Below are 26,470 nucleotides of genomic sequence, written 5' to 3' on the forward strand. Positions count from 1 at the left end.
CCGGTCCTTGCCTGCTTCCTCGACAGGACCCCGCTACCGGTCATCAACGGCATCGGAAGGCGTGAAGCCGCTTCCCGGCCCGGCGAGCAGTGTGCTCGGCCCTGCCGGGCGCAATTCCGCGCCGGCAACACCTATGCGGTTCAACGCAGCAGAGGCTTCGAATTCATCGCGTCCCTTGAGCAGGACCTCCACGTATCCCACGACCTCCCGGATCTCATCGGTGGGGCGGAGCACGCTACGGAGATCGGCCCCTTCGGGGAGCTCAAACCGTGCCAGTGTTGTCATGTCCGAAGCAAACGTTGTGGGCTCCGCACCCTGGCGGCGGTGGGTTTCCTCCAGTAGTACGGCGGCCAGGAGTTCAGAGCTGCGGTCCCAGGTGAAACAGCGGGCCCACGCCTGGCATTGGGACGAAACATCGCGCGCGATCTCCGTTTCAGCCATCTTTTCAAGGGCAGTTACAAGGGCAGCGCCGAATTCCCTGGGGGTTTCCACCAGCCAGCCCGTTCTTCCGTCCACCACCGAATCCCTGATGCCCGGAACGTGCAGTGCCACACAGGGAACACCCCAGGCTGCAGCTTCAACCACCGAGCATCCCCAACCTTCGGAGGCTGACGTCGAGACGGTGAGCCAGGCAAGGCTCAGCAGGTTGTCCCGGACAGCGTTGGGTTGATAGCCGTGGAAAGTCACCGCATGGTCCAGGCCCAGATCCATGGCCAGCTGCTGCAAGCGACGCATCTCCGGACCATCGCCCACAACGTCCAAGTGCAGCTGGGGAACGCTCCGCGCAGCAACGGCAAACTGGCCCAGCAGCAGATCGAGCCGTTTGTGGGGCACCAGTCGACTGACCACCGTGATGGTGGGGTTCGGGGCCTTCGACCCGACAGTCAACGGAACGTCGATGGTACCGTTGGGGACCACGTGAATGGGTCCCCTGAATCCGAGTTTCCGAAGTTCCAACCTCGTGGACGGCGACACGGCGGCAATGGCGCGCTGCCCGTACACCGCTTTGGCACCGTTGTTCTCAAGGAACCGCCCCACGGCAGCGAGCGGCGGGGAGAACCTGGTGCTGAACTGATCCTGGTGCACGTGGTGTACCAATTGGACGATCGGTGTTTTTCCGGAGACGAACAGCGGGGCGAAGAAGGGAATTCCATTCTGGCAATCCACGATTGCGTCGAATTTGCCTCCTGTTTGGATAAGTTTGCGGGCCGCTTGGGCGTAGATGGCCAAAGGCCCGCCAGCTCGAAGTATCCGGATACCGTCAATCTCGTCTTCGGCCGATTGGCCGGCCTCCCGGCCCGTGAACCACGTGACCTTGATTCCGTTGTCAACCCATCTGCGGGAGATCTGGTGCATATATTGCTCCGCACCGCCTGCCTGTGAATGCCTGACGTCGCGCCAGTTCAGGACAAGCATGCGTTTTCCAGCGAGTGCGGCCACGGCTGTTGGGGGTGCCGCTACTTCAGTCATGGCATCGACTTTGCAGCTGGATAACAGACGCGAAGCTCGCGAACCCGTCATGGATAGGCCGGAAGGTGGACGCAGCCCCGTCCGTCCACGAAACGGGCAACTCGATGATCCTGGCATTTTGGTGTTGCAGCCGAAGAAGCAGTTCGACGTCGAAAGCGAATCCGGTGGCCCTGCACTGCACCATGGCAGTGGTGAGCGCGTCCCGTTCGAAGAACTTGAAACCACACTGGGTATCGAAGATCCCTTTGACCTTGGTCCTTGTCAACGCACGGAACGCCCTCCCGCCTACCCGTCTCCCCAGCTGCTGAGGCCGCACCAAAGTGGACCCCGGCGCGTGCCGGGAGGCGATCACCGCGGCCGCACCCTCTTCGAGATGGGACATCGCCACAGTCAGCGTTTCCAAGGGCGTAGCCATGTCGGCGTCGAAGAATCCCGTAAACCGTGACGTGCCACTGAGGAGGCCGCGACGTACGGCAGCCCCTTTACCGCGGCGCGAACAGCCGATGACGGAGATCGGCACGGCAGTTCCCGCCTCGCGGGAGAGACGCCGGGCCACGGCACCCGTTCCGTCCACGCTGCCGTTGTCCACCACGACGATCCTTGAGGACCATGGCTGGCCGGACAGGAAATCCGCTGTCTGTGTAATCGTGCCGGGAATCCTTGCGGCCTCGTTATAGGCCGGAATGATGACCTCAAGATCGACGTGGGAGCGCCGCAACGAATTTCCGCGCCTCTGTGCGTGAAGACCTTTCCTACTGCCCGTATGGATGCCGTGCGAACGGAGCAAATCCATTTAAACCCTCCAAGTTTTCCATCCTGAGTACACGTGCCCGTTTGGAAGTGGAAGGAGGCCGCAAGTCATGACGCGAACTTTATGGAAGCTTCAAGCGACTTGAGGGCGTAGCTCTCTTAAGGGAGTTGCAGGACGCCTCCCAAGGCAGCCAACATTCCTGGCCAGTGTTGCTGGGCGAGCGTCCAGGCGGAAGCGCACATGCCCACCATGGCGTAACCGGAGACAGGAATCAGGACGAGCCATTCACGCCGGGAGCCGGCCCTCCCCAGCAGCGGAATCGAGAACGCGCCGTTGGCCCGCCATATGCCGCTGACTACTGATTTCCGGAGGAACTTGGGAGGTTTGATGACAATCGGCCACAGCAGGGGCACACCGCCCACCGTGATCATGTCTCCCACGATATGCACCACTACCCCGGTCAGCATCGAGAGCGGGAGCCAACCCCATTGGTCCGGCGCGAACCACGTCACCAACCCGGCCATCAGCAGGGCGAAGAGCCAGTTGGTGATCCAGCCGGACTTGGGGAAAAGGTTCAGGGCCTTCGCCGCCAAGTTGATCATGAACATGCACAGCAAGCCCGCACCAACCGAGAGCTTGCCTGCCGGCGTCTCCATCTGGAACTGCGCGGCCATGGCGGCAAGCACTACGAACGCCGAGGCTCCCAGCAGCGAGTGTGTCCCTTGGCGGTGGCCTCCACTCGCCTTTTCGATGCCGACGGCGATCACATTGGACAGCGGCGGCAGTGAATTCGCGATCGTGCTGTGGCGGTGGTCCCAATCGCAGACCAAGGCCGTGCCCGCCGTCGCCATGGCTCCGATGAGGATGCCGGTTGAATCAAGCGGGTACCAGCCCAAGGCGTATGGGCCGGTCGAGGCAATAGCTATCCACGCCGCGGCTCCCGACGCGGCGTGGTGTCCTCCCATCATTGAATTTAGCCAGCCTTTACGGGTACATCGGTGAAGATCGCTTCAATGACGTTGTTGGCCCAGTCCAGGATCTCTGCGTCCTGCAGGTCCCGTCCGCCGATCCTGGCGGTCTTGGGCTTGGGGATCAGCACGGCATCCAGCGCAGGCTTCACCTGGGAACCCGGGTACATGCGGTTGAGGCGCATGGTTTTGGATTCGGGCAGCCGGGCCGGCGAGAACCGGATGAAGTTTCCCTGGAGTGCGACGTCGGACAGCCCGGCTTCACGGGCGCCAACCCGGAAGCGCGCCACGGCGATGAGGTTTTGAACCGGGAGCGGCGGCTCGCCGTACCGGTCCACCAGTTCCGCAAGCACTTCGTCGATGGCTTCGTTGGTGACCGCGGCCGCGAGTTTCCGGTAGGCCTCCAGGCGCAGCCTCTCGCCGGGCACGTAATCGTGTGGCAGGTGGGCGTTGACCGGCAGTTCGATCTTCATCTCGGCCGCCTTTTCTTCCGCCTCTCCGCGGTACTCGGCCACGGCTTCACCTACCAGGCGGATGTACAGGTCGAAGCCAACACCTTGGATGTGGCCCGATTGCTCTCCGCCCAGCAGGTTTCCGGCGCCACGGATTTCGAGGTCCTTCATGGCCAACTGCATGCCGGCGCCGAGTTCGTTGTGGGCAGCCACGGCCTTGAGCCGCTCGAGGGCCACCTCGCCGAGGGGCTTCTCGGACGGGTACAGGAAGTAGGCGTACGCGCGTTCCCGGCCTCGGCCAACGCGCCCGCGAAGCTGGTGCAGTTGCGAGAGCCCGTACTTGTCCGCGCCGTCAACAATGAGCGTGTTGGCGTTGGAGATGTCCAGGCCGGTTTCGATGATCGTTGTGCAGACCAGGACGTCGAAACGCTTCTCCCAGAAGTCCACGATGATCTTCTCCAACCGGCTTTCGGACATCTGGCCGTGCGCCACTTCCACGCGGGCTTCGGGGACCAGCTCGCGGATCTGCGCGGCAATCCGCTCGATCGAAGACACCCGGTTGTGCACAAAGAACACCTGTCCCTCGCGCATGAGCTCACGGCGTATCGCAGCGGATGTCTGCTTGTTGGTGAACGGACCCACGTAGGTCAGGACGGGGTGGCGCTCCTCAGGAGGTGTGGCCAGAGTGGACGTTTCGCGGATGCCGGTCAGCGACATTTCCAAGGTTCGCGGAATCGGGGTGGCGCTCATGGCCAGCACGTCCACGTTGGTGCGCATCTTCTTCAGCGCTTCCTTGTGCTCGACGCCGAAGCGTTGTTCCTCGTCCACGATGACCAAACCGAGGTCCTTGAACTCGAAATCTTTGGACAGGAGGCGGTGCGTACCAATGACCACGTCCACTGCGCCGCTCTTGACGCCTTCAGCCGTTTCCTTGGCTTCCTTGCTGGACTGGAAGCGGGACAACGGCTTCACGCGAAGCGGGAACCCGGAGAAGCGCTCAGTAAACGTCTCGTAGTGCTGCTGTGCAAGAAGCGTCGTGGGCACAAGGACGGCCACCTGCTTGCCGTCCTGGACCGCCTTGAAGGCTGCGCGAACGGCGATCTCGGTCTTGCCGTAGCCCACATCGCCGGACACCAAGCGGTCCATGGGGATCTCGCGTTCCATGTCCGCTTTGACTTCGTTGATGGTGGTCAACTGGTCCGGCGTTTCCACATAGGGGAAGGCTTCCTCGAGTTCGCGCTGCCAAGGGGTGTCCGGTGCGAAGGCGTGGCCTCGGGATGCCATGCGTGCCGAATACAGCCTGATCAGTTCACCGGCAATCTCCTTGACGGCCTTGCGGGCCTTCGACTTGGTGCTGGCCCAGTCCGCACCACCCATCTTGCTCAGCGCTGGCGTATCGCCGCCGACGTAGCGAGTCACTTGGTCCAGCTGGTCCGTCGGTACGAACAGCCGGTCCCCCGGCGCACCGCGCTTGGACGGTGCGTACTCCAGGACAAGGTACTCCCTCAGCCCTGAATCGGACGACGACGTCCCCGCCACCTTCCGCTGGATGAGCTCCACGAACCTGCCAATTCCGTGCTGTTCATGGACCACGAAATCGCCTGCATGCAGTTGCAGCGGATCCACGGCGTTGCGCCGCTTGGACGGCATGCGCCGCATGTCCTTGGTGGAGCTGGCGGTCGCCCGCCCCAGGAGGTCGGCTTCCGTCAACAGGCCGAGTCTGAGGCCGTCCAGGACAAAACCACGTCCGACGGCGGCGCACGTCACCTCGATGATGCCGGGTTGGGGCTCCTTGTCCAGCGAGTCCACGCGGGCACACGGAATGTCGGCATCGTGGAACAACTCCACCAGCCGCTGGGCAGGGCCGGGACCGTCGGTGACCACCACAACCCGCCATTGCTCGCGAACGCGTGAGCCGATGAACTCCAGCATCTCGGCGACGTCGCCTTGGTAGCCGCGGGGTTCACGGGCGTGCAGGTTCAGGACGTCGATGTCCAGGACCAGGTCCTCGTCGGATGCCAGGGACGTGATGGACCACCAGGACACTCCGTGTTCCAGCGCAGAGGAACGCGTATCCGTGAGGGAACGGAAACTGGCCGCGTGCAGATCCGTGGATGCGCGCGCCAACAGATCAAGGGGCGCGGCACCGCCGTCGGACGCCGTTGCCCAAGCAGCTTCCAGGAACTCCTCGTTTGTAGCGGCGAGGTCGTGGGCGCGGGTGCGTACCTTTTCCGGTTCGATGACTACCGCGAGGGAGCCCTCCGGGAGCTGGTCCACGAAGGGGACCATGGCATCCACGAGGACCGGTGCCAGGGACTCCATGCCCTCCACCGCGATACCGCCCGCGATCTTCTCCAGCATGTCGGCGGCGGCCGGCATGTCCGCCTTGAGCCTTGCTGCGCGGGACATCACCGAGGGGGTGATGAGGATTTCCCGGCAGGGCGGTGCGTGCAGTTCGGTGGGATGGTGGATCCCCGGTGCGGACAGCGAGCGCTGGTCGGCCACGGCGAACCACCGCATCTGGTCAACTTCGTCGCCAAAGAATTCGATGCGGACGGGGTGGTCCTCCGTGGGCGGGAAGACATCCAGGATCCCGCCGCGGACCGCGAACTCGCCACGGTGCGTCACCATGTCGACCCGGGCATAGGCGGCATCGGCCAGGGCGCGGACCACCTCGGAGAAGGACCTTTCCTGGCCCACCTTCAATGTCACGGGAACCAAGTCGCCCAAGCCGGCCACAATCGGCTGGACCACGGCGCGGACGGGAGCGACCACCACACGGAGGGGTGCCGCCGTCGAGGTTTCAGGGTGTGCCAGCCGGCGCAGGACCGAGAGGCGGCGACCGACCGTGTCAGACCGCGGCGAGAGCCGCTCGTGCGGGAGGGTCTCCCAACTGGGGAAAGTGGCAACCGAGTCGGCCGGAAGATAGGACGCGAGGGCGGCTGTGAGGTCTTCGGCCTCGCGGCCGGTAGCGGTGACTGCCAGCACCACGGGGGCACCGGGACTTTCGGTCGCCAGGGCATCGGCCATCTCTGCCAACAGCACGGCCCGCATCCCGGTAGGGGCGCTGATCTGGTAGTCCGTGCTGCGGGCGGAATAGGGCCGCTGAGCCTCTGTCCGGACGCGCGCAAAAGTCTTGTCCTCCGCCAATGCACGGCGCAGACCGTTGAGGCTCATGGCTGAAACTCCTAGGGTGGTTCCAAGGGCAGGCAACACAAATGCCCGGAAATTCTCAAAGAACGCCGGGTCATTCCAGCCTACCCCTCCCCTCAGCCCCAGGAGTTCCCTTTGCAGCCATCTGTCCACAAGCCGAGCAAGACGGTCCTCGTTACCGGTGCCACCGGGTACATCGGTGGGCGGTTGGTCCCCCGGCTCCTTGAGGCCGGGCACCGCGTCAAGGTGGTGGTGCGTACGCCGCCGAAACTGGCCGACGTCCCGTGGCGCGGCGACGTGGAGGTCATTCAGGACTCCCTGTCCGAGCCCGGCAGCGTGGAGGCTGCGCTGCGGGACGTTGACGTGCTGTATTACCTGGTCCATTCGATGGCTTCCGGCAGTGGTTTCGAGGCGAAAGAAGAGGCCATGGCCCGCCTTGTGGCAAGTGCCGCGGAACGCGCCGGGGTGGACCGGGTGGTGTACCTCGGCGGTCTCCACCCGGACGACGCCTTGCTCTCCACGCACATGCGTTCCCGGGAGACCGTGGGGCGTGTGTTCCTTGAGTCCGGGGTGGACTCCATTGTGTTCCAGGCCGGCGTCGTGATCGGTTCGGGGTCGGCGTCGTTTGAGATGATCAGGCATTTGGCCGACACCTTGCCTGTGATGCCTGCCCCGAGCTGGGTCAAGAACAGGATCGAAGCGATCGCCGTCAGGGATGTTCTGCACTACCTGGTGGCCGCAGCAACGCTCCCGGACCGTTTGAACCGGACTTTCGACATCGGCTCCCGTGACGTCCTCAAGTACAAGGACATGATGAACGAGTACGCCCTGGAACGGGGCTTGCCGCGCCGCTTGGTGATCGCCCTCCCGGTTCCCGCACCCAAGCTGGCCGGGATGTGGGTGGCCTTGGTGACGCCCATTCCGTGGTCCATGTCCCTGCCGTTGGTGCAGTCACTGCAGCACGATGCTGTGTCGCGGGAGCACGACGTCGACCGTTACATTCCGCAACCCGACGGCGGACTGACGCCGTACCGGCGTGCCGTCGCCTTGGCGTTGGGCAAGGAGCGGGACGGGCAGGTGGAGACGACGTGGGCAAACGCCGGCATCGACGCCGATCCACTGCCGAGCGACCCCGACTGGGCAGGCTACAAGGTCTATGTGGACGAGCGGACGTTCCACAGCGACGCCGGTCCCGGGCACGTCTGGACTGTCATCGAGGGAATCGGCGGCAAGAACGGCTGGTACTCGTTGCCCCTTGCCTGGCGGGTCCGTGGCTGGCTGGACAAGCTGCAGGGCGGCGCAGGGCTCCTGCGCGGGCGCCGCCACCCGAAGACGCTGGGCACCGGGGAGGTAGTGGATTGGTGGCGGGTTGAGGCCATCGACCGTGGCCGCCTCCTGCGGCTCCGCGCCGAAATGCGGGCGCCGGGCCGTGCATGGCTGGAGTTGGCGGTAGAGCCCGACGGCGGCGGGAGCCTTTACAAGCAGCGCGCCATTTTCTTTCCCCGCGGCTTGAGCGGAAGGCTCTACTGGCTGGGTGTCTACCCGTTCCACGGCGTCATCTTCCCTTCCATGGCCAGGAACATCTCTGCGGCGGCTACTGCCTTACAGCAGGCTGAACATCAGGCAAAACCAGAGGCGGGAGAGCCCCGGAGTTCGGGAGTGGCCAGCGACAACCCGTAGGATGTTGGGAGCTAAAAGAGCTCCACACCACCAAATCCACGGAGGACCCATGGCCCTGAGCGCATCCACCACCCTGCCCCATAGCGTTGACCGCGTAGCTGCTGTATTCGTTGACGAAGACTTCCTGCGTCACACGAGCGAACTGGTGGGCGGCTCCCTGGAATCGTTCACGATCGACGGCGACACCGCCGGTGCCTTCACCACCACCACCGTCCGGACACTGCCCACCACGCGGCTGCCGGACATCGCCCGCAAGTTCGTTGGCGAAACCTTGAAGGTCACCCAGACCGAGAAGTGGGAGGCGCCGGCCGCTGATGGCTCGCGCACCAGCAACATCGCACTCAAGGTTGCCGGCGCTCCCCTCGATGTCACCGCTGTGCAGCGCCTCGTGGCCGAAGGTGGCAGCACCCGGATCGAGCTCGAGGGCAACGTCACGTCCTCGGTTCCGTTCCTGGGCGGCAAGATCGCCGACGCTGCGGAGCCAATGGTCGGCAAGGCACTGAACATCCAGTCGCAGCAGGCACAGGCCTGGCTCGAAAGCCACTAACGTGGAAATTCCCGCGATCCTCGCGATCATCCTGATCGTGGCGGGCGTCTGGTCCTTGGTCGTCTGGCCGCAGTTCCTTAAGCGTGTCATGAAGGACCCCCGCGCCCGCGACGCTTCAGGCAAGGCCACCAAGTTCCTCACTGTGCACGTCGTCCTGGTGACCGTGTCCATGGTGCTGGGACTCGCGACGGCGATTATCGGCGTCGTGGGCCTCGTCGCCTAAGTTTCACCCAACTGAGTCGCAGCAGAGCACGTTTTGCACGTCCAAAACGCGCACTACTGCGACTCAGTTGGGTAGAATGGGTGACTGGTGTGCCGGGAAGCCTGGTCGGCGGTTGATTCGTGATACCCGACTACCGCAAGGAGCCACTGTGGCTGAACGCCCGGCTACCACCGTCTTCTCCCGCTCCACCTACCCCGAGTACCGCCGGATCCTCGCGATCCTCCGGACTGAAACCGTGGGCGGCGCACTCCTGCTGGCAGCCACGGTTGTCGCCCTCATCTGGGCCAACTCGGCCGCAGCTGACGGCTACTTCGCACTTCGCGACCTCAAACTGGGCTACGAACCCTTGCATCTGGAGCTTAGCCTCGGCCACTGGGCCTCCGACGGCCTGCTCGCTGTCTTCTTCTTCCTGGCAGGCCTTGAACTCAAACGGGAGTTCGTAGCCGGGGAACTCCGCAGGCCAGCCCGGGCAGTCGTCCCGGTTGCGGCAGCGGTGGGCGGCGTGGTGGTCCCTGCGCTGATTTACGTGCTCTTCAACCTGGGCTCCGCCACGGAAACGCTCAAGGGCTGGGCAATCCCTACGGCAACAGACATCGCCTTCGCCTTGGCCGTGCTCGCTGTCATCAACACGCATCTCCCGGCAGCGTTAAGGACTTTCCTGCTCACCCTTGCCGTGGTGGACGACCTCATCGCCATCGGCATCATCGCCTTCTTTTATTCCACGGGCCTGCAGCCGCTCATGTTGTTGGCTGCGCTGGTCCCTCTTGGACTCTTCACGCTCCTCGTCCAAAAACGCATCCGAAGCTGGTACCTGTTGCTCCCCCTCGCCCTGGCGACGTGGGGTTTCGTCCACGCGTCCGGAATCCACGCCACAGTGGCCGGTGTTCTCCTTGGCTTTGCCGTGCCGGTGGTCAGCAGCGGCAGGAAGGACGAACCCGCCGAGGGACTCGCCGAGCACTTTGAACACCGTTTGCGCCCCTTCTCCGCGGGCTTCGCCGTGCCTGTCTTCGCCTTCTTCTCCGCTGGCGTTGCCTTGGGCGGATTCGACGGCATGGCTGCCGCTTTCACCGACCCTGTTGCTGTAGGTGTAGTGGCCGCATTGGTTGCGGGCAAGGCCGTGGGCGTTTTCGGCACCACCTACCTGGTCACCAAGACGACCCGCGCCAGCCTGGACTCCAGCATCGCCTGGATCGACCTGTTCGGCCTGGCACTCCTGGCCGGCATCGGGTTCACCGTGTCACTGCTGATCGGCGAGTTGAGCTTCGGGGCAGGTTCGGCTCACAACGACCACGCCAAGGTGGCCATCCTGGCAGGTTCCCTGATCTCGGCGTTGCTTGCCGCCGTCGTGCTAAAAGCCCGTAACCAGCGGTACCGGCTGGTGGCGGCAGAAGAGCAGCGGGACGACGACGGCGATGGCGTACCGGACGTCTTTTCCCGCACCTGACGGGGAGGTACTTGCGGGGACCTGCCCGCTGGGAGCTAGGCGGTGGCCTGGTTGAGGGCGTCCTCAGCGGCCACCCAGGAAATCATGGCGCACTTGACCCGGGCGGCATAACGGGCCACACCTTCGAACGCAGCTGCGTCCCCCAGGATTTCGGGGTCTGCCTGGACTTTTCCGCGGGAACGCAGGACATCCCGGAAGTTATCAATCACGGTGTGCAATTCCTGAACGGACATGCCCTCCGCGAGGTCCGTCAACACCGACGCTGACGCCATGGAGATGGAGCAGCCCGCACCGTCCCAACTGATCTGCCGGACGGTCCCGTCCGAGACTGCAAGGCGAAGCGTTACCTCATCCCCGCACACCGGGTTGAGCTGGTGCGACTGGCCCGTAACTGTTCCGGGGGGAGCCTCGGTCCCGGCGAGTCCGCTGCCGTGTCGCTGCTTGGAATGGTCAAGGATGATCTGCTGGTACAGCTGGTCAAGACTCATGGTGAAAGTTGCCTGTTCGTGGAAGTGTGATGGTCCCTGGTCCGGCGGGATCAGGCCTGGAAATAGGCCCGGACTCCGGAAACGGCGTCCAGGAACGCATCGACGTCGTCCGTGGTGTTGTAAAGGTAGGTGCTCGCCCGGGTTGTGGCGGTCAGGCCCAAGCGGCGGTGGAGCGGCTGGGCGCAATGGTGGCCCACGCGGACAGCGATCCCCCGATCGTCAAGGAACTGTCCGACGTCGTGCGCGTGGACGCCGGCAACATCGAAGGCAGCAAGTCCAATCCGCTCGGCCCCGGATGCCGGACCCACAACGCGGATTCCGTCGATACTTTCCAAGCCCTTCACCAGGCGCTGCCCAAGGAAAGCCTCCCACGCGTGGATGCGGTCGATGCCGGTCTCTGACAAGTAGTTGACAGCTGTGGCGAGTGCCACCGCTTGGGAAATGCGCTGGGTGCCGGCCTCGAAGCGTTGGGGTGCAGGGAGGTACTCCGCGCGTTCCATGGTGACCGTGGTGATCATCGAGCCGCCGGTGAGGAACGGCGGCAGCACGTCCAGCAGCTCTTGCTTGCCGTACAGGACCCCGACACCCGTAGGTGCCAGCATCTTGTGCCCCGAGAAAACCGCGAAGTCGACGTCAAGTTCCTTGACGTCGATGGGCATGTGCGGCACGGACTGGCACGCGTCCAGAACCACCAAGGCACCCACCTCGCGGGCCAGCGCCACGAGCTCCCGGACGGGGTTAATGGTGCCAAGCACGTTGGAAGCATGGGTGAAGGCAAGCAGGCGGGTCCGCTCCCCAAGGATGTGAGCGGCGGCGTCGAGCTGCAGGGCACCTTGGTCCGTGATGGGAATGAACTTGAGCGTGGCGCCGGTCCGGAAAGCCAGTTCCTGCCACGGGATCAGGTTGGCGTGGTGCTCCATCTCCGTGACCACGATTTCGTCGCCCGGACCGATCGCCAGATCCTTGAGCGTCGAACTGCCGCGACCCTGGGCAGCCCACAAGGCGACGTTGGAGAGGGCGTAGCTGATGAGGTTGAGGCCCTCGGTGGCGTTGGAAGTCCACACGGTTTCCTCGTACCGGGCCCCGATGAAGTCCGCAACGGTCTGCCGGGCGCCCTCAAAAGAATCCGTGGCCTCTACCGCTAGGTGGTGCGCTCCACGGTGAACTGCTGCGTTGCGTTGCTCGTAGAACTCCTGCTCAGCCTCGATGACGCTCAGGGGGTTCTGCGAAGTTGCCCCGGAATCCAAGTAGACCAGCGGCTTGCCGTTGACGAGCTGGTCCAGGACGGGAAAGTCGTTCCGGATCCGCAAGACCTCGGCATTGTCCATGGCGGGCACGGACTGCTGCAGCGAGGCGGGCGTTGATACGACGGTCAAAGGGGCGCTCCTTGGGGATCCTTCAGGGACACTCAATTATCCCACGGTGAACCGTCCCCCGGGATGTGCCGTGCAGCACGTCAACGGCCGGCCGTCCCCGGCAACCATCCCGGGGAAGGAACATCCGCGCTTTCAAAGACGGCCTGCAGGCGCCCGCGCATCACCATCGCGCGGCGGCTTGCTGCGCTGCGCATCCGTGCCTCATAGCCAGTGGCAGCCCGCGAATAGCACACGGCGGACTGCGCGAACTGCCGGTCCGTGGACAGGCTGCGCCCGGCCGACTCCAGCGTCCTGGGATCGTTACCCAGCAAAGCGGAAGCAAAGGCACTCATCGACGCTCCGCCCGCACCCTCCACGGCGCGGCTCAGCTCACCCAGGCGGCGCTGCAGGACAAGATCGTCGACGGCGGTACTGCTCGCATTGAGCGTCAGGAGGGACAACGCCTCGGCTTCCAGCAAAGGGCTTTGCCCCTTGTGGAAGTCTTCGGCCAAATCAAAAAGGTGTCCACGTTGCGAAGACGACGTGTCGCGTGCGGCCGCAGCAAACAGAGCGCTGAGTTGATGGAGGAGGTCTTTGCCTTTCACGTCCTCGGTTGCCGCCGGGACCGGGTCGACCCGTGACATGGCCTGCTCAAGCTCGCCGCACATCGCTTCCGAGTAGGCCAGCAGCGACGACGCCAACCACGATACAGGCGGCAGGCCGGCGTCGTGCAGTTCAGCGACCACAGGCTCCAAGGTGCCCCGGGCTGCGAGCGGAAGTCCCTGGCTCAGCTGCCCGTACCCCCGGGCAACCTCCATGCACCACGCAAGGTGGGCCGGTACCGCGTAATCCCACCGGCATTTCACGAGGGAATCCAGCTCGTCCCAGGCAAGGTTATACCGGAGGCACACCATGTGTCGGAGCAGTACACCGGGCAGGAAGATTTCCAAAGCCGGGTCTGCGGAGATCGCCGACATCGCGGCGGACGACCTCGCCAGCGCAGCCGGTGCCGCACCGGAGAGCAGGAGCAGCTCGGCTTGCCGGACATTCCATATCACCCGTTCGGCGGGATCGGCAGGCTCAACGCCGCCCCGGAGACCGGCAATACCGAGCTGCAGACCGGGGTCGGAGACGGCGCCCAAAAGGCCCAAAGCCATCAACCGGTGCCCAGCGTCCTCCTGCACTTCCGCCGGCAATTCGCTTGCGGTCAAGGCCTGCAACTCCGGTGTTGCCGCTTTGAGCCGGCCTTCGGCGACCAGCGCCCGTGCCTTCAGCAGCCGCGCTTCGCCCAAATGCCCGGGATCTTTGACCGCTGCCGCCGCCCGCACTGCCAGCTCGGCAGTTGATGGCCTGTCAGCGGCGGGAGCCGCGGCCAGGATCAGTTCGTCGGACAAACTCAGCCCGGAGTCCAGGCTCCAGGTCATCCACCGCAGCATGGCCGGCGCCGTTTCCTTGGAAAGCGCCGGCTCCTCGACGGCCAGCCGCAACGCGGTACTCTTCTGGCGGGGCACGGACAACCGCGTGCCCTCGCCCCTCAGCCACGAACTCGTGCGGACCAGCGGTGGCCGACCCGGCAGAAGCCGGAGGTCCCGCGCGGAGAGGAGGCTTTCCACGGCTTTCTGGCCGCAACGCCGCTCCACGATGTCCAGCGCCACCGGCTCTCCCAGGGCGACAAGTTCCAACGCCTGCCGTTCCTCGGAAGGTCGCAAGGCATTCTCGGCGCCGATGTGCTCAACCACGCGCGGCCAAGTGCAGTGCGCCCGCGCGTCGATCGTCCAGAAACCGTCATGGCGTACTAGAAGGTGCGCTCGGCGCGCGTCTTCAAGTGCCAAGCACAGCAACCCCACGTTGAACCCGCTCATGGCTGCCAGCAGTCCGCTGGCCCGTCGCTGGACCTTGCCGCCAAGGACCTCTTCACACACACTGTGGGCTTCGTTGAACGTGAAGGGAGGCAACAGGTACTGCTCCAGGAAGCCGTCGTGCCACAAGTGGTAAAGGTCTTCAGGGAGCGGACGGCGGCTGTCTGCGGTGGCCACCAACGTGGCTCCGAATCCCGGGAGCAGTTGCAACAGGACAGCGAGGGAAGCCGGATCCACAAAGTGGATGTCGTCAACCAACAGGACCAGCGGGCGGCGGCGCAAGGGTTCAACACGCCGCCTGCCTCGCCGCCTTGCCGGCGGAGGCGTGTACAGGTATTCGGCAGGGCCCAGGGAGTCCGTAAGTGCCCGGAGGACGTGGAGTTCGGGCATGGCAACTTGTTCAACGGGCGCTTCGGCACCGGCCTCGAGAGCGCCGTAACGGGTTGACTCAAGTTCCGGCTTTCCCGTGAACGTACGCACGTCCAGGGAGGGATGCAGGCCTGCCTTAATGGCGAGCAGGAGGTGGCTTTTTCCGGATCCCCGTTCGCCTGCTACGACGATGCCGTTGGTCGACGCTGACGGAACGGCGGAAAGGATAAGGTTCAGAAGCTGTGTGTGGTCCGGGAATGCTGGTGGCCTCAGCCCGGCTGAGACGATCTCTTCGTCCAGCCAGGGGTCCGGCAGCATGCACACTCCAATTGCAGCAGTCCCATGTTCCGGGAAGGTTTGGTGGTCCGCGATTGCGGGATCCCTGGCCTAGAAGCCGGCGACGGCTGGGGGGAGAGTCTCGGTCTCAGAAGACTCTGTCGCCGCCGGCTTCGTCCAGGGCCGGACCGCCCTTCGGCGGCCGGAGCATCGGCTCAAAGAGACCACCGATGCGGGTGTTGCGACTTGGAATCCCGGCGATGCTTGGGGCTAACCGTTCTTCCAAGATCAGTTAACCGCGCGGCGGAAATGAGAACACCAGTAGTTGGTACTCGATTAGCTGAGGGCTTTTTGGGCCCCGATACTCTGTTGTACTCAGTCCCTCCAGGGGCCACTACTTGGTCCGGACACGCCTTGGCAGCGCGTTACTCCATTGATTGGTGGTATTCCTTGGGCATGACAGAACCAAGTGGCACACATGTGCTACAAAAGGGTACTCACGGCCGGTGGCCTCAATTGCGGACCGCAGCTCCAAGATCTTCCCGGCGGCGGATGCCCAGCTTGGCATAGCTGCGGTACAGATGACCTTCCACGGTCCGTACGGAGACCATGAGCTTCTCCGCGATTTGGCGGTCAGTCAGTCCGGACACAGCCAATGCCACGATGTCCTGCTCGCGGCGGGTCAGCGGTACGGAGCGGTCCACTTCCGTGTGGGGGTCGTGAACCACGGCATCACCCAGGCTGGCTTCGCTGACGTCACGCAGCACCGCGGCCTGCCGGGCCTCCGGCCGCTTTCCCTCGGCATCAAAGGCGACTGCGGCCTTATCAAAGGCCACAGCAGCCGGTCCGGGCATTCCTCCGGCCGCCAGCAGGTTGCCGGCATTGACGAAGTCGTCGCCCACGCCACCCAATTGAGCCGACGCAAGCGATTGCCAGCCGGTTGCCCAGGCCCCGGCCATCGACGCGGCGGTAACCTCTATGTCCTGCATGGCCTGTTGGTCGCCTAGCTCGGCCCTGAGGACCAGATTTTGCAGCAGGACCCCAGGGAGTCGATGCATGGGGCCCGAATCAGGCATGGCCCGGAGCTGGTCCAATCCTGAGCCCTTGTTCAGGTGTTCCCTGCCAGCAAGGGTGAAAAGATCCGCCAGCGCTTCGACGTACGCGCCGCCGGCTGCTGCGGCATCGACCTCTCCCGCCAACCGTTCCGCGAGCGCGGTATTGCCGGACCTTGCGGCTGCGTAGAATGCGAGCGCGTTGCCAAGACGACGCAAACGCTGCGGATCCTTCACCCGCAGGGCTTCCACGGCGGGTGTCAGCAACGCGCCGGCATGCTCCAAACGGCCTTGGCGAAGCAGTGACAGTCCCTTGAGCGCTTGGATGTCACCACCGAACGTGATCAAGCCCATGGCCGAACTCGCGGCGTAACGGTTCAGGGCGGTTTCCGCAGCGGCCCACTCCCCCGATTCCAACGCAGCCAGGGCGTAGCGCACCAGGATGAAATCGCTGAAGTACAGAAGGTCGTCATGGTGTTCATCCAGCAGCACCAGCGCTTCCCGGCCCTTTTCCAGCGCCTGGACTGCCTGCCCTTCCACGGTGAGAAGTTCGCACTGCATGGCAAGCAGGAACAGCTGGTTCATGACGAAGTCAGGCTCGTCCCTTGGAAGGCTCTCCTCGAACGCCTCAAGTCCTTTTCCAAGGTCTTCGTAGTGGCCGTCATTGGCCAAGGCTGCCAGTTCCAGCGCGAAGGTGTGCCGGCGGATCTGCCGAATCACGGGACTTTCGGCCGGCTGCCCTGAGGCAAGCCTTTCAGCCGCTGCCCGGGCATCGGCAACAATGTTTTCCGAGGTGTCGCCCATGCCCGCCCTCGCCGCCGCCCACAGCAGCCCGGCACCCAACGGCCCGGACGGATCGACGTCCAGGAACCCGGCACCCTCCTCCAGCAGCGCTGCGGCCCTGCGGTAGTCGCCGTCGTTGTAGTTGACCATGGCCATCACGGCACGGGCCCGCGGCCGCAACGCCTCCGAACGCACCTTGGCTGCCGCCGCCATGGCGAGCGGATTCTGCAGCAGTTTGGCTGCCAGGAATGCTGCCTGCAGCAGTTGTTCATCGTCGACGTCGGCACCACAGTCCAGAGCCCAGCTCACCATACGGAGCAGCCCGTCAGCTGTGGCCGGCTCTGCCAGCAGATGCTGCACCATGCGGTGACGGATCTGGAGGCTGCGGGCCGGCGATACGATCTGCCTCAGGGCCTCCCCGTACATCGGATGCCACATCTTGAGCGGGCTCCCCGGACCGTTGGTGGAGAGCACCAGCCGGCTGTCCATCAAGGACCGTACGGTATCCCTGCCCACCAACGCATCCAAGGCGGCGGCAGGGACCGGTTCGGACAAGGCAATGACATACATTGCCTCCCGTTCGGCGTCGCTTGTCCTCAGGACCTTGTTACGGACCACCTCGGCCAGGCCTTCACCGCTCCCTGACAGGGCACGGGTGAGAAACCAGACACCGTTGCGTCGGACAAGGTTTCCTTCAGCCTTGGAATCCTCCAAGAGGCAGCGCAGCAACAGGGGGTTGCCCTCGGACATGGAGTGCAGCACGTCAGCCGTGCTGGCCATGACAGTTCCGCCGAGTGTCTTCTCGGCGAGCTCTGTGGCTGTTTCCTTGTCCAGCGGGTGCAGTTCAAGGCGCTCCGCCAAGCCGTCGTACCAGAGCTGCAGCAAGGCAGCAGGGAGCCCCGGACGGGGCCTGCTTGTCGCCACAAGCCGCGCCCAGCCCGCCGTCACCAGCTCAGCCAGGATCTGCGTACTTCCCTCATCCAGGTCATGGGCGTCGTCAACAACCAGCAGCAGCCGCGCGCCCTCGCCTCCCCGCCGTTTTTCAAACTGGGACCAAAATTCCCGAAGGATGGCCACCGGGGAGGTGGCCTGCTCCACGGGCAGGTCCAGCAAGTACGGCGCAAGGACACCAAAGGGCACAGCAGACAGCGCGGGGCTGCCGTGAACCCGCATCACCACCATTTCGCCGGCGAGGCGGGCGGCAATCTCAGCAGCCAGGGCTGTCTTCCCCACACCGGGGTCAGCGATGAGCAGAACAGCGCCCGCACCTTCCTGCCGCAATATTTCCGTGGCCAGGTCCAGCTCGGCTTCCCGGCCCACAAGGTGCTCAGCCTGCATGGGCACCCCGAACCCCATGGACTGCAGTTATGGTTTCCGGTTCACAGGAGACCATTGAGTTCGCCTCGCGACGAAACACCGAGCTTGGTAAATACCTGGTAGAGGTGGCCTTCCACAGTACGCACAGACACCCCAATATCCATTGCGATTTCACGGTTGCTGACACCCTTTCCGGCAAGTTTGGCAATTTGCCGTTCACGCTCGGTCAAGACCGGCGCGTCGCTGCGTGGTTGAATCGGCAGTGCCGACACTGATTGTTCCAGACGTTCGAGTCTAAGCTGGGCTGTCCTGGCTGCAGTTGTTTCACCGGCGTCCCGGGCAAAATCAAGAGCCATCGCAACACACCGGGCTTCCACCACCAGCAGGTCCAGGGCGGCAGCGGCATCGGCAGCGGCAAGGAGGGAGCGTGAACTCTTTGCCAGGGATCCACGTGCAAGGTCACCGGAAATCTGAGCCAAGGGTCCCTGGCGGTTTCCTGCAATTTCTTCCAGCAAGCGGTACTCGGCGTCGGTCCCCTCCACCGTGGCGCCGAAGAGGCAGATGCCGGCGGTGGTAAACCGCTTATTGGCGACATCCTGATGGACCCGCACCAAAAGGCGCTGCTTGACGTCCGGATCTCCCATCCAACGCCCGGCCATTTCCGCACAGAACTCCGCAACGGACTCGGAGAAGAACGTTCCCACCCCCCTGCACGTCCGGTACAGGTCCAAATACCGTCCGGCTTCCAGCGAGTTTCCCAGCTGGGCGTAGGCAAAGGCCGTCGCCGCGTAGGCAACCTTGGCCATGTTCATGGCAGGGCGGAGTTCAAGCTGTGCGACGGCCGAACGCAGCGGTTCGATCGCGCAGGACGGCTTGCCCGCATACGCGTAAGCCAGGCCGACACCAAGCTCCGTGATGGCACCCCGGTACTGGAGCCGCGACGGCGTGGACGGTGTGCGCCGCATGAGCTCGATGCACTTGCGCCATTGCCCTGACAGCAGGAGGACCAGGTAGGCGTGCCGGGCAAAGGCCTCTTGCAGGTGCGCGGGCCTGTCCGTCGTCCCCAATTGCCGGGAGATAGTGCGCGCCAGTTGCTGCGCGTCCAGTTCCCGGCCCATGATGCAGCGGGCCTCGATGAGATAGAAGGACGATTTGAGCCAGTGCTCATGGTCTTCGTCGGGGTCCTTGGCCAGTTCCTCTTCCAGGGCGTCAATCATGGCTGTGTACTCGCCCATGTACGTCTGGTACTCGTAGCTGCACAGGTTCAGCCGGTTCCGGGCCCGGAGCATCACGGCGTCGTCCAGGATGCGCTCCGGGTCCGACGCCATCACGTCCAGTGCAGCATGGCCGGCGGCAATGACTCCTGGAACCATGCCCGAGCGGCCGTCAATCCACGTCATCGCCTGGCACTTTGCCGCAGTCATTTCGGCGAACTCCAAGGGATCGGTCGCCGCAAGGCGCTCGTCCGAAACTTCATCCAGCGCCTGTGCGGCGTGGAGCGGCAGGTCCAGCATGAGATAGGCAGCAGCCTTCAAACGTTGCCCGGGAACCCATTCCGGATCTTTGGGGTCCAGCGACAACGTGCACTGGATGGCGAAGTTGGGGTCGTAATCATCCAGCGCGGCGCGTCCCGCTGCAAGGGCATGCGCAGGAGACGGCGCCGGCTCGTCCTCGCAGGCATGCATCCAGGCGGCGTAACTCAGCAGGTCCCGTGGTGCCAGTCCGTTCAGCTCGGGTTCCTTGGGACCCAGAAGCATCAGGCGCAGCTCGCGCCGCCGTCGGGTGCTCAGCCACCCGCGTACCACCTCGCCCACGTACGGATCGCGGAGGGAGACCCAGTGTTCACCGGACCGGTCGACTGTGAGCAGTCCGGACTCTTCCATCTCAACAAGGACCTCCGCGCCGAAGATGGCGGCAAGGTCCACGAGGGTGGCGCGCTGGGCGCAAGCAAGAATCTCGACGACGGTCCTGTTGGCTTGCGCTTCGCGCGCCAGCCTGGAGCGGACAAAGTCCTCCACTACCGTGGCGCCCTCAAGCTTGATCCGATCCCGTAGCGTCCAGACGGAGTCGTTGAGGACCAGATTGCCTGAATGTCTCTGCTCATCCAAGAGGGCGTGCAGGAGCATGGGATTGCCGCCCACGGCCGAATGCAGCGAACCCACCAAGGTTGAAGAGACGTAATGGCCAAGCACCGATCCGAGGACTTGCTTGGTCTGCCCCTCGGTCAGCGTATTGAGGTGGACCTCGCCGAGCTGCCCCTCAAGGACCAGCCGGTGAAAGTCAGCAGGCAGGTCGCTGGCACGCTGCGCAGTGGCGATGACCTTGGCCGTGCCAGTGGACATGAGGTTCAACAGGACGCCCGTGCTCATGGGGTCCATGCCCCCTGCGTTGTCCACGATGAACACCGTCTCGCGTCCCCCGGCCTCCTTGCGGATCAGGGACGTGACGGAGTGCAGGATGCCAGTGGGTGTGCTGACCGCTTCGGAAGGCAGCCTGGCCAACAGGAATCCCAGGCAGCCGTAGGGCGTTTGGCCGCTTGCAACGGTCGTGCGCAATTGGAGGCTGTGGACCTTGTGCCCCAAGGAGGAGACAACAGCGCGGGCAAGGCCGGATTTGCCGATCCCGCGCTCGCCTGTGAGGACCACGCCATAGGAATCGACGGATTCGAGGTGCTTGGTTGCGCGGGACAAATCATGGCTTCGGGCCAGGAGTGACCACGTCTGCCTGTCGGATGTCCCGCCCATAAGGTCAGGAGCCGCAGCCCTTGCTGCGCCTCCCCCGCTCCTGTTTAGCAACTCCGCCGACATTCGCATCCTTAGCTACACATTCGCGACAGTCCCCCACCGCTTTCCTGCGTACCATGCACACTACCTCCGGCCGCCTGCAGTGTGTAGGTCTTAGGGTCGCCAAGACCGTCAGGCTTTGATCAGGCTTTACTCAAGATTTGCTCAAGTTCTTGCGGCATGGTGCTTCTGCTGCGCCGCCAGGAGTCCCTCGTTCATGAGCAGCTCAACAGCGTCGGCTGCCTCGTCCAGCAGGAAAGGCAGCTCTTTCTTCTCGGCGGTTGCAAAATCGCGGAGCACGAAGTCGGCTGTTTCCATGCGTCCCGGCGGGCGGCCCACACCCACCCGGACCCGCAAGTAATCCTTGGTTGCCAGCGCTTTCGAGATGTCCCGCAGTCCGTTATGGCCGCCCTCCCCACCGCCGATTTTGAGCTTGATGGTGTTGAAGGGAATGTCGATCTCGTCGTGCACGGCAATGACGTGGTCCGGAGCGATGTCGAAGAACTTGCTGAGGGCGGCAACAGGACCACCCGAAACGTTCATGTAGCTCATGGGTTTGGCCAGCACGACGCGGGGACCGCCGATTCCCAGCCGCCCCTCCACCACCTGCGCCCGGGCTTTATGCGCCTTGAACTTCCCACCCATTCGCGAGGCGAGTTCATCCAGCACCATCTGGCCAACATTGTGCCGGTTGTTGCTGTACTCACTGCCGGGGTTGCCGAGGCCGACGATCAGCCAAGTGTCTGTCATGGATTCATCCTAGGAAATTCGTCAGGGGTAAAGGAAAGTGGCCGGGACCCCGCAGGGACCCGGCCACTCAAAGGCTCAAGCCTTAGGCAGTCGCAGACTACTCGGCGGCTGCTTCTGCTGCAGGAGCTTCTTCGCCTTCGGCTTCTTCACCGGCGCCGGCAGCGGCGACCTCGGAGATGTTGACCACAAGGGTGTCGGCTTCGGTCAGGAGGCTGACGCCCTTGGGGAGGACGACGTCGGAAGCGTGCACGTGGGCACCGGCTTCACGGCCTTCGATGTTGACCTCGAGGGCGGTGGGCAGGTGGGTTGCCTCGGCCTCGACGGAGATCGTGACGGCTTCCTGGTTGGCAACGGCACCCGGTGCAACTTCGCCAACGACGTGGACGGGAACGTCAACCGTGACCTTCTCGCCCTGGCGGACGGTCAGCAGGTCCATGTGCTCGATGGTCTGCTTGATGGCGTTGCGCTGGATGTCCTTGACGATGGTGAGGTGTGCTTCACCGTTGATGTCCAGGTTAAGCAGGGCGTTGGCAACACGGACTGCCAGGGTGGTTTCGCGGCCCGGGAGGGTTACGTGGACGGGCTCTGCGCCGTGGCCGTAGATGACGGCGGGGATGCGGCCTGCGACGCGGGCACGGCGGGCGTAGCCCTTGCCGAATTCGGTGCGCAGTTCTGCTGCGAGCTTCTGCTCAGACATGTGTACTCCTTGATTACTGGTGCGCTGCCGCGTGGCAGCCGGGGTGATCAGCAAGGGCGGAGGTCTGGAGTGACCTTCCACGCCCGCGGGAGTCCGGCTGAACTGCCGGCCCGCCTTTGTCGAAGGAGGTTACAGACCCAGTCGATAACGGAGACCCGCTCGGATTCGCATCTGCGACCCGGAAGTGCTCTCCCTCGCCAAGGTATCCCCAAGAGTTTAGCAGCGGACCGCCCGCAAACTGAAAACGGGCCACCCGCACGCCCGAAGGCGGCGGGCGGCCCGCGGAATCAGTACCCCTGATCAGGCCTTGCCGTCGAAGAGGCTGGTGACCGAACCGTCGTCGAACACTTCACGGATGGCGCGCGCAATCAGCGGTGCGATGGACAGCACGGTCAACTGCGGGAAGCGCTTCTCGGCCGGGATCGGAAGCGTGTTGGTGACCACCACTTCGCGGGCGCCGGACTCGGCAAGGCGCTGGGCTGCAGGGTCCGAGAACACGGCATGGGTGCAGGCGATAATGACGTCCTTGGCGCCGGCGTTCTTCAACACCTGGACAGCGCCCGAGATGGTTCCACCGGTGTCGATCATGTCGTCGATCAGCACGCACGTGCGACCCTCGACCTGGCCCACCACCGTCTTGGAAACGGCCTGGTTGGGAACGGTCAGGTCGCGGCTCTTGTGCACGAAAGCCAGCGGCGCACCGCCCAGTCGCTCAGCCCACTGCTCGGCCACGCGGACGCGGCCGGTGTCAGGCGAGACAACCGTGATGTTCTCGGAGTCCACCTTGGTGCGGATGTAGTCTGCCAGCAGCGGGATCGCCATCAGGTGGTCCACGGGGCCGTCGAAGAAGCCCTGGATCTGCGAGGTGTGCAGGTCAACGGACATAATGCGGTCCGCACCGGCAGTCCGGTACAGGTCCGCTACCAGGCGGGCGGAGATGGGCTCGCGGCCACGGCCCTTCTTGTCCTGGCGGGAGTACGGGTAGAACGGCGACACCACGGTGATCCGTTTGGCGGAGGCGCGCTTGAGGGAGTCGATCATGATCAACTGCTCCATGAGCCAGTTGTTCAGGGGTGCCGGGTGGGCCTGGATCACGAAGGCGTCGGTGCCGCGGACACTCTCGGCAGAGCGGACGTAGATCTCACCGTTGGCGAAGTCGTAGGCATCGATAGGCAGAAGTTCCGTTTCCAGTTCCTTAGCGATTTCCTGCGCCAGCTCCGGATGCGCCCTTCCGGCGGCGAGAACCAGTTTCTTCTCGCCGTGTGCGGTAATTTCGCTCATGCCTGATTGCCCTCTTCTGTGGTTGCTGGAGATTGTGAGGATGGGGAGGCGGGGGTCAGCGCGGCCTGGGCCAGCAGCGCGGAGGCCGTGCCCTGGCGGTTTGCCAACACCCAGCCTTCCGCATTGCGCTGCGCGGCGAGGCTGACGGCGAGGGCGCCCGGAGGAACGTCCTTGCGGATAACGGCTCCTGCGCCGCTGTAGGCACCATCGCCCACAGTCACGGGGGCCACGAAAACCGTGTTGGAACCTGTGCGGACACCCGAGCCAATGACCGTACGGTGCTTCTTCTCGCCGTCGTAGTTGGCAGTGATGTTGCCGCAACCGATGTTGGTATCCTCGCCGATCTCGGCATCGCCGGCGTAGCCGAGGTGGGAAAGCTTGGAGCCACGGCCGATGGTCACATTTTTGGTTTCGTAGAACGCGCCGATCTTGCCCGTCTCCCCCAGCACAGTGCCTGGCCGGAGGTAAGTGAAGGGGCCAACGCTTGCGTTCGCGCCAATGGTGGAGCCGGAGCCGTGGGTGCGGATCACCTTGGCACCCTCGCCGACGTTGACGTCGGTCAGCGTCGTATCGGGGCCCACGACGGCGTCCCTCGCCACTGTCGTCGTCCCGTGGAGTTGCGTGTTGGGCAGCAGGCGGACGTCTTCGTCCAGCGTCACGGTGGAGTCGATCCACGTGGTGGACGGATCCACCACCGTGACCCCTGCGCGCATCCAGGATTCGATGATGCGGCGGTTGTGTTCGGCGCCAAGCGCCGAAAGCTGGATGCGGTCGTTCGCGCCTTCAACCTGCCAGCGGTCTTCGGTGACGACGGCGGCAACCCGGCCGCCTGCGTCGCGCGCCAACCCGAGGACGTCCGTGAGGTACATCTCGCCCTGGGCGTTGTCAGTGGTGACGCTTTCCAAAGCCTTGCGGAGCACTGCGGCGTCGAACGCGTAAATGCCGGAGTTGATCTCGCGGATGCTGCGCTCTTCCTCGGTTGCATCCTTGTGCTCACGGATGCCCGTCACGGTACCGTCCTCAGCGCGCAGGATGCGACCGTAACCGGTGGCATCGTCTAGGACTGCGGTCAGCACGGTCACGGCGTTCCGCTCCGATTCGTGCGTGGAAACCAGTTCGGCGAGCAATTCGCCCGTCAGCAGCGGCACGTCGCCGTAGGTGACCACAACAGTGCCCGCCAGCTCCGCACCGGCGTCAAGGGCCTTCAGGGCAACCTCAACCGCGCGACCGGTGCCGGGAATCTCGTCCTGGTCAACAATGAGTGCTTCGGGGTCCGCAGCCGATACGTGTTCCGCTACGCGGTCGCGCTCATGGCGAACGACGAGTGCGAGCTTTTCCGGATTGATGGAGCGTGCCGCGAGGAGAGCGTGGCCCACCATGGAGCGACCGCCGATTTCGTGGAGAATCTTGGGAGTCCGCGACTTCATGCGCGTTCCGGCGCCTGCAGCCAGAACGATGACCGCTGCGGGACCGGTGGATTCGGGGCTCACGTACTGGCTCTCCTTGCTCGTTCTGTCCCGGTTAACCCGGTTTCGGAAAGCTGCCATCCCGACGTTGGACCCGGGCACCGTTCAAGCCGTTCCAGGTACAGGGTGGAGCGCATTTTCCGACCGTTCCGCCCATAGGATTCGAACCTATACTCCACGGCTCCAAAGGCCGGGGTGCTGCCGTTACACCAGAGCGGACCGTGCATGCTTCAGACCGCCAGGCGGCAGGGCCTGGAGGGCTCCCGGGTCACCGGGATGCACACACAAGAAACTAGTTTGCCATGACCATTGCGTGCTGCGCGACTTGAGGGCTGTTTGCCGGTCGCCAATTGCCCGGTCGGGCCTGTCCCGGACCGGCCGAAGCGGCTGTTAGGGCATGATGGACACGTGAGCAAGCGCACTGAACTCCCCCGGCAGGCAAGTGCCTCCGGATCGCTGGAGCACCGACCGAACGTTCCGGCAGTGCGGGCGAGGATGACCGGACAACAGCGGCGCTCCCAGCTGATCGGCATCGGGCGGGCGCTCTTCGCGGCCAAGGGCCTGGATGGCAGCACCATCGAGGAAATTGCGGCAACGGCCGGCGTGTCCAAGCCGGTGATCTACGAGCACTTCGGTTCCAAGGAAGGTCTGTACAGGCAGGTCGTCGACGCCGAATTCCGGATTTTGCTGGACTCCATCACCGAGGCCCTGAGTACCGAGGCCAAGCCCCGCGTCCTCGTGGAAAGGGCAGCCCTGGCCTTGCTCGGCTACATCGAAGACCGCACCGACGGTTTCCGGATTCTTATGCGTGACGCGCCGCCCTCACAACCCGAAGGCGCCTTCTCGACTCTGCTCTCCCACGTCACGGCCCGAGTGGAACACCTGCTCTCCGACGAATTCGCCCGTCGCGGCTTCAGTGCAGCCGACGGAGCCATGTACGCCCAGATGCTCGTGGGCATGGTCGCCATGACTGGTCAATGGTGGCTGGATACACGCGAGCCGGATAAACGTGCCGTGGCCGCGCACTTGGTGAACCTGGCGTGGAACGGGCTGACGGGGTTGCAGAAAGAGCCCGAGCTGCGCTCCGAAGGCTAGCACCCTCTCTCACCAAACACCCCCCTCCCCGGCACCCTCTCTCACCAAACACCCCCTCCCCGGCAACCCTCTCTCACCAAACACCCCCTCCCCGGCAACCCTCTCTCACCAAACACTGCGGTCGTATGGTTTTCTGAGACAGCTTGATGGGAGATTCGTTTCAGATGTCCACGCCCAGAAGAAAATATGATGCCGTGTTTCGTGAGGAAGC

Annotated in this window: 18 protein-coding genes and 1 tRNA gene; 5 read left to right on the forward strand and 14 right to left on the reverse strand. The window is 64.2% G+C overall.

The features are described from left to right. Positions 1-33 precede the first annotated feature (33 nt). The 4 genes from AB0N65_RS13325 to mfd all read right to left on the reverse strand — a co-directional run bounded on the left by AB0N65_RS13325 (position 34) and on the right by mfd (position 6,818). Entirely contained in the window at positions 34-1,470 is a 1,437-nt protein-coding gene (locus AB0N65_RS13325; RefSeq protein WP_364162112.1) for a glycosyltransferase family 4 protein, read from the reverse strand. After that, entirely contained in the window at positions 1,463-2,263 is an 801-nt protein-coding gene (locus AB0N65_RS13330; protein WP_364162115.1) for a glycosyltransferase, read from the reverse strand. Before AB0N65_RS13330 ends, AB0N65_RS13325 begins: the two co-directional genes overlap by 8 nt. Positions 2,264-2,379: 116 nt before the next feature. Beyond that, a complete protein-coding gene (locus AB0N65_RS13335) occupies positions 2,380-3,189 on the reverse strand; it encodes a metal-dependent hydrolase (protein WP_364162118.1) in 810 nt (269 codons plus the stop codon). A 5-nt stretch (positions 3,190-3,194) separates the two neighbouring features. After that, positions 3,195-6,818 carry a transcription-repair coupling factor gene (gene mfd / locus AB0N65_RS13340; protein ID WP_364162121.1) on the reverse strand — a complete coding sequence of 1,208 codons (3,624 nt, stop codon included), beginning with the start codon at positions 6,816-6,818 and terminating at the stop codon, positions 3,195-3,197. A 111-nt stretch (positions 6,819-6,929) separates the two neighbouring features. Here mfd and AB0N65_RS13345 point away from each other — a divergent pair, with 111 nt between their 5' ends. The 4 genes from AB0N65_RS13345 (at position 6,930) to nhaA (ending at position 10,688) form a co-directional block, all read left to right on the forward strand. Next, a complete protein-coding gene (locus AB0N65_RS13345) occupies positions 6,930-8,474 on the forward strand; it encodes an SDR family oxidoreductase (RefSeq protein WP_364162124.1) in 1,545 nt (514 codons plus the stop codon). A 49-nt stretch (positions 8,475-8,523) separates the two neighbouring features. Then, positions 8,524-9,021 (forward strand): DUF2505 domain-containing protein, encoded by a 498-nt coding sequence (locus AB0N65_RS13350; protein ID WP_364162127.1) that lies wholly within the window; start codon positions 8,524-8,526, stop codon positions 9,019-9,021. A 1-nt stretch (position 9,022) separates the two neighbouring features. Further along, positions 9,023-9,244, forward strand: coding sequence for a hypothetical protein (locus tag AB0N65_RS13355; protein ID WP_364162129.1), 222 nt, complete (start codon positions 9,023-9,025; stop codon positions 9,242-9,244). 148 nt (positions 9,245-9,392) lie between these two features. After that, positions 9,393-10,688 (forward strand): Na+/H+ antiporter NhaA, encoded by a 1,296-nt coding sequence (gene nhaA / locus AB0N65_RS13360; protein ID WP_364162132.1) that lies wholly within the window; start codon positions 9,393-9,395, stop codon positions 10,686-10,688. A 35-nt stretch (positions 10,689-10,723) separates the two neighbouring features. On the opposite strand, the gene sufU is transcribed toward nhaA, so the two are convergent. From sufU to AB0N65_RS13410, 10 genes are all read right to left on the reverse strand, one after another. After that, positions 10,724-11,176, reverse strand: coding sequence for a Fe-S cluster assembly sulfur transfer protein SufU (gene sufU, locus AB0N65_RS13365; RefSeq protein WP_364162135.1), 453 nt, complete (start codon positions 11,174-11,176; stop codon positions 10,724-10,726). Between the two features lie 50 nt (positions 11,177-11,226). Next, a complete protein-coding gene (locus tag AB0N65_RS13370; RefSeq protein ID WP_364162138.1) occupies positions 11,227-12,552 on the reverse strand; it encodes a cysteine desulfurase in 1,326 nt (441 codons plus the stop codon). A gap of 80 nt (positions 12,553-12,632) precedes the next feature. Beyond that, positions 12,633-15,077: an ATP-binding protein gene (locus tag AB0N65_RS13375; protein WP_364162141.1), complete on the reverse strand. Its 2,445-nt coding sequence runs from the start codon at positions 15,075-15,077 to the stop codon at positions 12,633-12,635. 470 nt (positions 15,078-15,547) lie between these two features. Continuing rightward, on the reverse strand, positions 15,548-18,208 hold the full coding sequence (locus tag AB0N65_RS13380) for an AAA family ATPase (protein WP_364162170.1): 2,661 nt from the start codon (positions 18,206-18,208) through the stop codon (positions 15,548-15,550). 41 nt (positions 18,209-18,249) lie between these two features. After that, entirely contained in the window at positions 18,250-20,994 is a 2,745-nt protein-coding gene (locus tag AB0N65_RS13385) for a LuxR C-terminal-related transcriptional regulator (protein WP_364162144.1), read from the reverse strand. 141 nt (positions 20,995-21,135) lie between these two features. Beyond that, positions 21,136-21,720 (reverse strand): aminoacyl-tRNA hydrolase, encoded by a 585-nt coding sequence (gene pth / locus AB0N65_RS13390; RefSeq protein ID WP_364162147.1) that lies wholly within the window; start codon positions 21,718-21,720, stop codon positions 21,136-21,138. Between the two features lie 97 nt (positions 21,721-21,817). Then, positions 21,818-22,417, reverse strand: coding sequence for a 50S ribosomal protein L25/general stress protein Ctc (locus tag AB0N65_RS13395; RefSeq protein ID WP_364162150.1), 600 nt, complete (start codon positions 22,415-22,417; stop codon positions 21,818-21,820). Between the two features lie 300 nt (positions 22,418-22,717). Continuing rightward, positions 22,718-23,698: a ribose-phosphate diphosphokinase gene (locus AB0N65_RS13400; RefSeq protein WP_364162153.1), complete on the reverse strand. Its 981-nt coding sequence runs from the start codon at positions 23,696-23,698 to the stop codon at positions 22,718-22,720. Continuing rightward, entirely contained in the window at positions 23,695-25,188 is a 1,494-nt protein-coding gene (glmU, locus tag AB0N65_RS13405; RefSeq protein ID WP_364162156.1) for a bifunctional UDP-N-acetylglucosamine diphosphorylase/glucosamine-1-phosphate N-acetyltransferase GlmU, read from the reverse strand. Before glmU ends, AB0N65_RS13400 begins: the two co-directional genes overlap by 4 nt. Positions 25,189-25,311: 123 nt before the next feature. Next, positions 25,312-25,383 (reverse strand) — tRNA-Gln (locus AB0N65_RS13410). A gap of 276 nt (positions 25,384-25,659) precedes the next feature. Between AB0N65_RS13410 and AB0N65_RS13415 the strand changes: the two genes are divergently transcribed. Beyond that, complete coding sequence (locus AB0N65_RS13415) at positions 25,660-26,259, forward strand: TetR/AcrR family transcriptional regulator (protein WP_364162173.1); 600 nt, start codon at positions 25,660-25,662, stop codon at positions 26,257-26,259. The last annotated feature ends 211 nt before the right edge of the window (positions 26,260-26,470 follow it).

It is taken from the genome of Paenarthrobacter sp. NPDC089322 (genome assembly GCF_040684895.1).
Taxonomy (GTDB): Bacteria; Actinomycetota; Actinomycetes; order Actinomycetales; family Micrococcaceae; genus Arthrobacter.